This is a genomic window from Phyllobacterium sp. P5_D12, from assembly GCF_054049495.1.
The window spans coordinates 1-10,378 of sequence record NZ_JBFUMG010000128.1; the positions used below are offsets into that span (position 1 = coordinate 1).

11 protein-coding genes are annotated in these 10,378 nt (G+C 55.4%); 6 read left to right on the plus strand and 5 right to left on the minus strand.

The window, feature by feature from the left end; genetic code table 11:
• Nucleotides 1–482, plus strand: a 482-nt coding sequence (locus ACXJ5O_RS10945; RefSeq protein ID WP_457299921.1) for a methylated-DNA--[protein]-cysteine S-methyltransferase, incomplete at its 5' end; no start/stop codon positions are given.
• 39 nt (nt 483–521) lie between these two features.
• Here the strand turns inward: ACXJ5O_RS10945 and fae are convergent.
• Complete coding sequence (fae, locus tag ACXJ5O_RS10950; protein ID WP_457299922.1) at nt 522–1,061, minus strand: formaldehyde-activating enzyme; 540 nt, start codon at nt 1,059–1,061, stop codon at nt 522–524.
• A 386-nt stretch (nt 1,062–1,447) separates the two neighbouring features.
• Here fae and ACXJ5O_RS10955 point away from each other — a divergent pair, with 386 nt between their 5' ends.
• Nucleotides 1,448–2,101, plus strand: coding sequence for a TerC family protein (locus ACXJ5O_RS10955; RefSeq protein ID WP_271897853.1), 654 nt, complete (start codon nt 1,448–1,450; stop codon nt 2,099–2,101).
• 117 nt (nt 2,102–2,218) lie between these two features.
• A complete protein-coding gene (locus ACXJ5O_RS10960) occupies nt 2,219–3,166 on the plus strand; it encodes a DUF930 domain-containing protein (RefSeq protein ID WP_457299923.1) in 948 nt (315 codons plus the stop codon).
• A gap of 35 nt (nt 3,167–3,201) precedes the next feature.
• On the opposite strand, the gene ACXJ5O_RS10965 is transcribed toward ACXJ5O_RS10960, so the two are convergent.
• Nucleotides 3,202–3,654 (minus strand): adenylate/guanylate cyclase domain-containing protein, encoded by a 453-nt coding sequence (locus ACXJ5O_RS10965; protein ID WP_457299924.1) that lies wholly within the window; start codon nt 3,652–3,654, stop codon nt 3,202–3,204.
• Between the two features lie 22 nt (nt 3,655–3,676).
• Between ACXJ5O_RS10965 and ACXJ5O_RS10970 the strand changes: the two genes are divergently transcribed.
• The gene (locus ACXJ5O_RS10970; RefSeq protein ID WP_457299925.1) at nt 3,677–3,943 is read left to right on the plus strand and encodes a hypothetical protein; all 267 of its coding nucleotides are present in this window, start codon (nt 3,677–3,679) and stop codon (nt 3,941–3,943) included.
• 25 nt (nt 3,944–3,968) lie between these two features.
• Here the strand turns inward: ACXJ5O_RS10970 and eglC are convergent, their stop codons facing one another.
• From eglC to ACXJ5O_RS10985, 3 genes are all read right to left on the minus strand, one after another.
• The gene (gene eglC / locus ACXJ5O_RS10975; protein WP_457299926.1) at nt 3,969–5,411 is read right to left on the minus strand and encodes an endo-1,3-1,4-beta-glycanase EglC; all 1,443 of its coding nucleotides are present in this window, start codon (nt 5,409–5,411) and stop codon (nt 3,969–3,971) included.
• Nucleotides 5,412–5,575: 164 nt separating this feature from the next.
• Entirely contained in the window at nt 5,576–6,490 is a 915-nt protein-coding gene (kdgD, locus tag ACXJ5O_RS10980; RefSeq protein WP_457299927.1) for a 5-dehydro-4-deoxyglucarate dehydratase, read from the minus strand.
• Between the two features lie 91 nt (nt 6,491–6,581).
• A complete protein-coding gene (locus ACXJ5O_RS10985) occupies nt 6,582–7,310 on the minus strand; it encodes a FadR/GntR family transcriptional regulator (RefSeq protein WP_457299928.1) in 729 nt (242 codons plus the stop codon).
• 252 nt (nt 7,311–7,562) lie between these two features.
• Here ACXJ5O_RS10985 and ACXJ5O_RS10990 point away from each other — a divergent pair, with 252 nt between their 5' ends.
• Together ACXJ5O_RS10990 and ACXJ5O_RS10995 are read left to right on the plus strand one after the other, a co-directional pair.
• Nucleotides 7,563–9,167 (plus strand): ABC transporter substrate-binding protein, encoded by a 1,605-nt coding sequence (locus tag ACXJ5O_RS10990; protein ID WP_457299929.1) that lies wholly within the window; start codon nt 7,563–7,565, stop codon nt 9,165–9,167.
• A 25-nt stretch (nt 9,168–9,192) separates the two neighbouring features.
• Nucleotides 9,193–10,254, plus strand: coding sequence for an ABC transporter permease (locus ACXJ5O_RS10995; protein ID WP_457299930.1), 1,062 nt, complete (start codon nt 9,193–9,195; stop codon nt 10,252–10,254).
• Nucleotides 10,255–10,378: the final 124 nt, after the last annotated feature.

Consider the following 10,378-nt stretch of genomic DNA (forward strand, 5'->3'; position numbering starts at 1 on the left):
CACGCTTTCAGTTGCCGACAAAAAGTGCTGACGCGGCGGAACGGTTGCTGCTCCGCAGGCTACCTGGCGCTGAACCTGGGCAACCCTCAGAGCAAGTGCTTCAAGCCGTGGCTGCGGCAAAGCGCTATTTCGAGGGCGAAGAGATTGATTTTTTCGACTTCAAGCTCGATTTGGGCGAGCAGGACGGATTTTTCGAGCAAATCTATGCTGCGGCACGGCAGTTGGGTTGGGGTCATACGACGACCTATGGTGCCTTGGCCAAGCAACTTGGCGCAGGACCGGAAGCTGCGCGTGATGTTGGTCAGGCCATGGCCAAGAACCCGGTGCCGTTGATTATTCCCTGCCATCGCGTATTGGCGGCCGGTGGCAAAGTCGGTGGTTTTTCCGCGCCCGGAGGCTCCGTCGCCAAGGCCCGCATGCTCGAGCTGGAGGGTGTTCGTTTCGAAACACCGCAACCAGCGCAGAAATCGTTTGGGTTCTAAGTAATCGGAGCCAGGCAGTCCGCGGGCGCCCCTGGCCGATCAATAGTCGATGATGCCTTCCAGCGCGTAATGTTTGACCGTCTTGCGGTTGGCGATGAGTTCTTCGACCGTGGGTCTGCCGGTCATTGCCCGGGAAATTGCGAGCTTTGTCGCTTCGTAGTTGGTACGGTAAAGATCCTTGTGGTCGAGATTTTCGTCGTCGACGCAGCGGGGATCGAGCCAGACGGTAATGATCATGCAGAGGTCATCGGCTTGATCGCGGGGGAGAATGTCTTCGATGAGACAATCGACGATCGCATCGCCCATCGCCGCCTGTACGACCCCGCCAAGCAGTTCCGCATATGCCATGTTCTTGATTGTGACCTTGGTGGTCATCATCGTGGCAGGACGCACTGCCTGGTTGAGATCCCGCACCACGAACATACGTGTGTGACCCTTGACCTGTCCCATCATCGACGCAAACGCCTGTCCGACCGGACCCCTGACCGAGCCGATGACAACCTCGGGCATGGCGTCGGTCACCTGACCCTCCGCAGCCAAAACCGTTGCTTCACCCGTACGAAACCAAATATCAGTCATGTGCTTCCCTCTCGATTGCAGGCAGAACCTATCGGCATCGCCCATGCCGGTCCAGCGGACGAAAAGTCGCTCTTCGCGCCACGACAATACTGCGTGTGAATTGGATCAAACCACAGCCTCATTTCGAATCCACATATTGCCCCCTTGAGTTCGCGGCGCGATTCGAATAGGAATGACACATCAGGCCGGGCCCCTCTGGCAGTTCTTGGAACTGCGATGTCGGACTGAGTGTTCAACTGGATGGCCTGGTTTCCTGGAATACAATCGACCGTAATTTTTTCACAGTTCAGTCCGCATTCCAAACGAAAGTGCAGATTGCCGTTGCTTTGTGATTTCGGATATTTCATGGAATTTGGGCGCCCCCAATTATGGAAAACGGGTACCACATGAGCGAACTTCTCAGTGCCAGCGCACTTTCAGCCCTACTCCAGGTCATCATGATGGATCTGGTCCTGGCTGGCGACAATGCAATCGTCATCGGCCTGGCCGCCGCTGGCCTGCCAAAGGATCAGCGCGCCAAAGCCATTCTTCTCGGTATTATCGCAGCCACGGTGCTGCGCATCATTTTTGCGATCGCCACCACCCAACTGCTGCAGATCATTGGTCTGTTGCTTGCGGGCGGTATCCTCCTGCTTTGGGTTTGCTGGAAAATGTGGCGGGAGCTTCGCACCAGCCATGCTGAAGAGACCGAAGCCAATGAGGCGCTTTTACGGGGGGATATCGATGGTGATGGGCAAATTGCTGCGGGTGCTCCGCGCAAGACTTTCGCGCAAGCTGCATGGCAGATCGTCATCGCGGATGTTTCGATGTCGCTCGACAATGTGCTGGCTGTAGCCGGCGCTGCGCGTGATCATATTGAAATACTTGTCTTTGGCTTGATCCTGTCGATCGCCCTTATGGGTATTGCCGCGAGCTTCATTGCGCGCTTGCTTCAGCGTCACCGCTGGATCGCCTATGTTGGTCTTCTGATCATTCTCTACGTGTCGCTGGAAATGATTTATCGCGGAGCCAATGAGGTCTTCGCATACGCGAGCGTCTGATTGATTTGCCGGCGGGGCATTGCGCCGCCGGCAATTCGACTATCGGATTGCGGCCCCTTGTTGCCGACCCTGCTAAAGCCTAGGTTTCAAGGATGCGGGTCCGGTATCGTCTGAACAATGCAACACTATAAGAAGCCGTGGAGGGGATGGGGCGCACTGGCGTCTGTTGCCCTGCATCTGTCGGTGGCATTTCTGTTGCTGTTCCGCTTGACCGAGGCGCTGCCAAAGCCACCGGAAGAAGCTATCAAGGTAGAGGTCGTGCCTCCGGCGCCGCCCAAGCCGCCGGAGAAGACGCAAAACAAGCCAGCCGAGAGCAAGCCACAACCGGCGGCACCACTATCTCCGCCGCCGCCACAGACGTTCGAGTCCGCCCTGGCCAAAACCGACGAGAAGGTGATCGAACCGCAGCTGCCTCCCGAAGAGCAAGAGGCGCCTCAAAGTGCCGATTCAACACCGCAGGATGCGTCTCCGGCAAAGCCAGAGACGGAGACGGAACCGCCCGCAGAAACGGCGCCGTCCGCCACCAAGCCTGACTTGCCAAAGCTTGATCTTCCCGTGACGGACAGAGGCGACGTACCACGCAAGGACGAAGCTCCGACGGCGCAACAGGTAGCGGATGCAAAAGCACTCGCGCAAAGTGAGAAGGCACCTGCACCGAAGAAGCCGGCGGAGGCGAAAAGCGGCAAGCAGAAGCCACTCAAACTTACCCGAGCGAAGAAACTGTTTTCACCCGACGCATTGTCCGATCCGAGGGTGAGACAGGCCATAGGCAACCTCCCGATAAACCGGAGGATCACGCAGTTGTGCGGTATTGAAGCAATGGAACAGGTCCGCAACCAAAGGCCTGATGCCGACTTGCTGGCATATAGCCCGTCCGGCCGAACCATCGCGAGCGGTACATTGAGTTCCCGGGAGGGGGCATTTCGAAACAGGTCCAACTGGTACAATCTGGACTTCAAATGCCAGGTCGATGCGGCAGCGATGGAAGTCGTTTCCTTCAGTTTCGGGATAGGCAACCCGGTACCAAGAAACGATTGGCCAGCGCGCAAGCTGCCAGTAGACTAGGTCCCGGCGGCTGTGGCGTGAGGCGACTTGGGACCTCACGCAGAAATGCGGATTGAAAGCAATCCAGCCCGATCACGGACCTTTGCGGTTATCGCTGAATGAAGCCGATTGGATCCCCTTTCCGCTGGTGTGATTGCGGATGCCAGCCGCACCAGTTCGTCGGAGGCGATCAGATCAGTTGAATATGCTCTCGTCATCTGCTCGAGGCGGCTTGCAGTATTTACCGTATCGCCGAACACACTCATTCGTCGTTCAGACAAACCGGGGATCTCACCCAGAACAACTGGTCCCGCATGAAGGCCCACACCAATATTCAAACCCGGTCTATGGGAACGATCTTCGCGGTTCCAGGCCTCCACTGACTCAAGCATTGCAAACCCGCATCGGAGCGCTTTCGACGCTACAGCGGACGGTGTGCCGCACCACGCCGCCATGACCTCGTCGCCGGTGTTCGTGATCACAGTCGCCCGGGCTGCCAGTTCAGACATCCAGAGCAAACAGGAGTTGACCATGCGAGAGCTTGATGGTGTTCCCGAATATGTCCACGACCGGATTGAGAGGACGAACAATCTCGGGCATAAATATTTGGTCAGTCTCGGGCTTTGCGCCGTCCTGATTGCAACGATACAAGGAGGTGGCAATTCCGATTTGTTTGCAGGATCCGTATCAGCTTCACGTCACGCGGTCACCGAAACATCATTGCAGCTAACGGACGCCACGATGTGCCGCACCGAAAACCACAAACGGCACCCGCTGAAGCATGAAATCGATGCATAAAGCGTAGAACGGACCAACACATCTCTTAAGTATGCCAGTCGGAAGTTTGCGAGGATAGCACGTCGGTGCCCGCATCAACACCCAGGTCGTCGAGAGAATAGGCCCTGATGTAGTCGATTTTCATTTCAGAACCATCTGCCAGGCYGTCCGTTGGCGTGCCTGCTATGCCGCCGACGGCGAGGTTGACGAGCATGTACATCGGGTCATGCATGTCCGACGGGGTATCCGCATGAGCGACGGCAACATCATCAAAATACCAGACGACCTCATCTTCCTGCCATAACACGCCGTAGCTGTGAAATCCGTCGGTATCGCCGACATGCACGGCGGCTGTCTCCGAGGTCTGTTGCCCAGTCTCGTTCGAATGGACGGTGACGTTGACGGTGTTCGGATCCTGTCCGGTCATTTCCACGACGTCGAGTTCAGGAGGCCAGGAACCGTCTTCGGGAAGCAGCCAGAAAGCAGGCCATGCACCCGCATCGTCCGGCATGTCAGCGCGAATTTCGAAATAGCCGTAGGTCTGGGCAAAGGAGGGATGAGTCGTCAGCATGCCAGATGTATAATCGTAATCTTCGACTTCGGATTTGATCTCGTCCGGCGTCTGTTCCGCGGTGATAGTCAAGACACCATCGTTCACGGAAAATGGATTGACCGAGGCAGTAGGCTGGTAGGCAGGATTGACATACCATTGAAGCTCACCATTGCCTGACAAGGTCCCTCCCTTCTCGGGCGCCCACCAATATTTCGCCTCCCATGTACCGGTATCCCCGTCACGAAGCTGGAGCGAATTGAAATCGTCGGAAAAGGTGCGGGTCAAAGTGGAGCGGTCAAGGCTCAGTTCGAACTGATCCGCCCGGAGTTCGTCCGCTGTCGTATCATTAAAAACCAGACTTTCACCTGTTCCGAGAGAGAGCCTGAGATCGGCCCCTTCCTGGGTAAGATTACTGCGAACTTGCTCGAAAGAGGTCAGCCCGTAACCATCCAGGCGCACCACATCGTCGAAGCCGAAATCGGTGAGGAGATCGCTCCCGTTGCCCCTCGTTATGATGAAAGTATCGGCACCGCCGGCGCCGGTCAGAACGTCGTTTCCATCGCCGCCATCGATGGTCTGACTGCCGGAACCACCTGTAATGATGTTATCGGCATTGTTGCCAAAGGCGTAACGCCCATCGCCTGTGACGGTCAGGTTTTCGAAATTTTCCCGTAGGGTGGAACTCATCCATGTATTTACGGTATCAACGCCTTGATCCGCTGCCTCATAGACGCGATTGATGCTTGAATAGCGATAGTAGATGTCGTCGCCCATCCCGCCGCGCATGGTGACGTCGACTGCGCTGTCTCCCCATAGGGAATCATTGCCGTTCGTCCCATGAAGTTCGGAACCGGATCCGGTTGCGGAAAACCATGCCGTCGAGCTTCCGCTATAATACAACGGTACACCCACGGCGTTCAGGACAGTTCTGCTCATCGAATTCTCTCCAACTTGCGTATCCGGTCTGCTCATCGGATGCGGACTGTCCTCCCACGACGAAACGTAACATTCAGATTTCTAACGGTCCACCGCCTTGCAAAGGAATAATATTCTAAAACGCTGCCGCCACAGTCTCTCTTAGAAAGTCATAAGTTGGCTAATCACCTTTGCGAACCTAGTATTTCGATAAGCTCCCCAAGGTCCTTCATATCGCCGGTAGTGCAGTCAACGAGCGGTGCGCGGACTGGCCCGGCGGAACGACCGACGATCGTTGCGCCTGCCTTGACGATACCTACCGCATAGCCGGGAACACGGTTGCGAATGGCGATATAAGGCAGGAAGAATTCGTTCAACAGCCTTGCCGTCGTGCCGTGGTCATTTTCGGAGACGGCTCTGTAAAAGGTGAGGGCGGTACGAGGAATGAAGTTAAACACGGCGGATGAATAGACAGCGACGCCCATCGCCTTATAGGCCTCCGCATACACTTCTGCCGTTGGCAAGCCACCAAGGTAAGCGAAGCGATCGCCGAGCCGGCGGCGAATTGAAACCATATTCTCGATTTCACCAACGCCGTCCTTGAACCCGATCAGGTTCGGACATTTATCGGCGAGGCGTTCCAGTGCATCGGCGTTCAGCTTGCAGACATTTCGATTGTAAACGATAACGCCAAGGCTCGTTTCAGCGCAGACAGCTTCGACGTGACGGCAGATTCCTTCAACGCTTGTCTCCGTGAGATAGTGGGGGAGGAGAAGCAGACCGGCAGCACCATTCTTCTCGGCATTGCGCGCCATCTCCGCGGCAATACGCGTCCCATAGGCGGCTGCCGCCAGGATCGGCACCTCCTTGCCGCAAGCCCCTACTGCGGTGCGCACGACATTCTCATGCTCGACTGGTGTCAGTGAGAAACCTTCGCCAGTGCCCCCGCCGACAAACAGCGCCGACGCGCCGTAGGGAGCAAGCCACTCCAGGCGTTTCGCATAATCCACCGGGGCGAAATCGCCGTTCTCGTTGAAATCTGTCACCGGGAAAGACAGGAGACCGGAGCTTATCGTTTGCTTGAGTGTCTGTGGATGCATGGGAGCCTCGTATGAAATCGGATTAACCCACGACTAGCATCATGTATGTCATCATACAACTGAATTAATCAAACATGCGGCAAACGAGAGTTTAGTCCGAATTGTTGTTTGCCTGCGGCGTGTTGTTTCGCAAGCGATCACGGCTGCTCCCGAGATGAAGGCGCATGGCAGCGCGGGCACCTTCGACATCCTGCATTTTTATGGATTGGTAAATCTGGTTGTGCTCGCGGTTAACTCGTTCCAGATATTCACGCTGGGGAAGGCCGCCGATCTTGTGGGTCTGCAAGCGTGTCCTGGGAATCAAGACTTCACCCAAGTAGTTGAACATGCTAAGGAAATGGCGGTTCTTTGTCGCGGCAGCGATCGCGCGGTGAAACTCGAGATCCGCCTGAATAGAGCTTTCGCCCCGTTCGATCGCCTCATTCATCATGTCCAGCGCGTGCTTGATTCTGGCAAGTTCGCTCTCGTCCCGCCGTACTGCCGCGAGCGCTGCAGCTTCAAGTTCAATGCTGATTCGCAGCTCCATGACGCTGAGGATTTCTTCGATGATTTCGAGATTGTCCTCCTCGATTCGGAAGGGAGCGGAGGGGATATCTTTTAGAACAAAAGCGCCAATACCCTGTTGTGTATGAACCAGCCCTTTTGCCTTTAGATTGGCAATTGCCTCTCGTACGACAGTTCGGCTTACATTGAACTCGCCGATCATATCCTGTTCCGTTGGCAGCCGCTCCCCCCGCTTGTATTGCCCCGACGTTATACGGTCTGCAACGGCCTTAACCAGTTGACCTGTAAGCGTTTCTCGTTTGCCAATGCTCGACATAATATCCTTTCGCATCCAATTCAGATCAGCGTAAGCCCGCGTTTAAGCGCGGAATGAAAAGTAGGATATCATATATTTTGCTGCGGAAAACTGTTATTCCCAGGAATCGATTTTTGAATTTGTTTCCTACTGAATCGGATGATTTCCGCTTTAGGTGCGTGGTTTCGAACAAATTTGCCCTTGCTTGCGACAAGGATCAATACTACGATGTCATACAACATAAGAATAAATTGGCTCGTAGGGAGGAAATCTATGACGCATTTTCGTGCTTTTCTAGCGGGGACGACAGCCATCGTTGCTGCCTTGACAATGAATGTGGCCGAGGCAAAGACACCGCAGGACCAGCTGGTCATCGGCATGAATATGGTGAATCTCACCAGTCTTGATCCGCACAACGTCAATTCCTACGAATCCTATCATGTTATCGCCAATCTCTATGACACGCTGGTACGCACCGATCCGCAGACGCCTGGCAAGGTACTGCCCATGCTGGCAAAATCCTGGAACGTATTGCAGGACGGCACAATCGAATTCACATTGGATGACAAGGCGACTTTCCAGAGTGGTCGCAAGATCACAGCTGCAGATGTTGCTTATTCCTTACAACGTGCTGTCAAGCTTGGCCTGCTCGCCAAGGCCTACTATGCAAATTGGGGCTATACGGCCGACAATGTAGATCAGAAATTCCACGCGAAGGACGACAATACCTTTGTCATGGAAGTTGCTACCCCCGTTGCGCCCTCGCTCAAGCTTAACGCGCTCACCCGCGCCTATGGTGTGGTTCTCGACAAGGAAGTGCTCGCCAAGCACGAGAAAGATGGCGATATGGGCAGAGGCTGGCTCGCATCGAATGCTGCGGGGTCCGGTCCGTTCACCCTCAATCGCTGGAACCCCAATGACATTGTCGTGCTCAATCGCTTCGACGATTACTGGGGCGGCGAACCGAAGATGAAACGCGTACTTGTGCGCCATCTTCCGGAATCGCAGACAGAACGTCTTCAGCTGGAGAAGGGCGATCTTGATGTCGGCTTCCAGCTCGTCTCTGCCGACATCGATGGCCTCGCCAAAAATCCCGACATCGTCATTGACCGGCTTGTCGGGTCCGGTTTCTACTATCTGATCATGAGTACGAAGGATCCGGAATTTGCCAAGCCGGAAGTGCGCAAAGCATTGCGCTACTGCATCAACTACAAGGACATCAACGACGTCGTAATGAAGAACTACGGCAAGAGCGCAACCACATTCATTCCGTCCGACATTCCCGGATACATCCCGAACATCGGCAATCAATATGATCCGGAAAAGTGCAAACAGGATCTGGCTGCCGCCGGATATCCCGAAGGCTTCAACAAACAGCTGCTCTCGCTCAACTCGACGCCCTATGCTGATCTTGCGACGGCCATTCAGCAAAATCTCGCTGTTGCTGGCGTCAAGGTCGACATCCAGACCGGTAATGGCGATCAGACCTATGGACCAATGCGTGATCGCAAATTCGAACTTGGTGTAGGGCGCACGGCTTCTTCGGCACAGACCGACGCGGACGGCTGGATCCGCACCCACGCCTATAATCCCGACAACACTGACGGCGCCAATCTCGCCAATCTGCAAGCATGGCGCGCATCGTTCCAACTGCCCGAGGTCAACAAACTGATCGACGCAGCTGCGGCCATCACCGACAATGAAGAAAAACGTGTCGAACTTTACAAGCAGGCGTTGAAGTTGTTTGAAGAGTCCGGTCCGCCCGTGATCCCGATTTCGCAGCGTGTCGATCCCTACGCTAAAAGCGCCCGGCTGAAAAATTATGTTGGTGATATCGGCTGGATGACCCGCTGGGATCAGGTCGAGAAGCAGGACTAGAAAAGCAAAGTCAGGTCGCCAGCGCATGGTCAATCAGGTTGAAACGGTGGCCCGGACACCAAGGCGGAGTTCGGGTCTGCGAAAATATCGCCGTTTCGGCGGCTCTCTGCTCAGTGTCCTGACGACACTTTTCTTGCTGGTGCTCCTAACCTTCGTTATCGGGCGACTGATGCCAGTCGATCCAGTTATTGCCGTCGTCGGTCCCGATGCCGACCGCGCCACCTATCTCAAGGTCAAGCAGGAGCTCGGCCTTGACCTGCCGGTGCTGCAGCAGTTCTGGATATTCTTCAAGAAACTACTTCACGGTGATTTCGGCACCACGTTGTTGACCGGCCGTCCGGTGATGGAAGATATTGTCCGTGTCTTGCCGGCGACGGTGGAGCTTGCAACGGTAACGATCATTCTCGGCGCGGGCATCGGAATTCCCCTCGGCGTCTATGCGGCCGTCAATCGCGGGCGTTTTGCCGATCATGCGGTGCGGCTCATCGCGCTGCTCGGTCATTCAACCCCGATCTTTTGGATCGGCATGGTCGGGCTCATGCTGTTCTATGCCAAGCTCGGCTGGGTTGGCGGATCTGGCCGGATTGATCTCTTTTACGAGGACATTGTCCCGAACGTCACCGGTTTTCTGCTGATCGATGCGCTGCTTGCTTGGGACATGGATGTTTTCTGGAGTGCGGTATCGCACATCATCCTGCCGGCATCGGTGCTGGCTTATGCTTCGATTGCCTATATCAGCCGCATCACACGCAGCTTTATGCTGGAACAACTGAGCCAGGAATATGTGATCACAGCGCGCGCCAAGGGTGTGCCCCGAAACAGCGTCATCTGGCGCCATGCCTTCAAGAATATTCGTGTTCAACTGGTTACCGTTGTTGCGCTGTCCTATGGCGGCATGCTGGAAGGCGCAGTGCTGATCGAGACGGTGTTCGGCTGGCCTGGGTTTGGTCAGTACCTGACCAATGCCTTGGTCATTGGCGACATGAATGTGGTGGTTGCATGCACGCTCATCATCGGCTGTGTCTTTATCGCGCTTAACGTGATCTCGGACCTGCTCTACAAGTTTTTCGACCCGAGGATTCAATGAACAGCGATAGCAAGAGGCTGACAGCCTGGCTTACCACGCAAGAGCCGACGAGTGCTACTCACGCGGCATTCCAGAATGTTTGGCATGTCTGGCGCCGGTTTGCTTCCAATCCGCTCGGTATCGC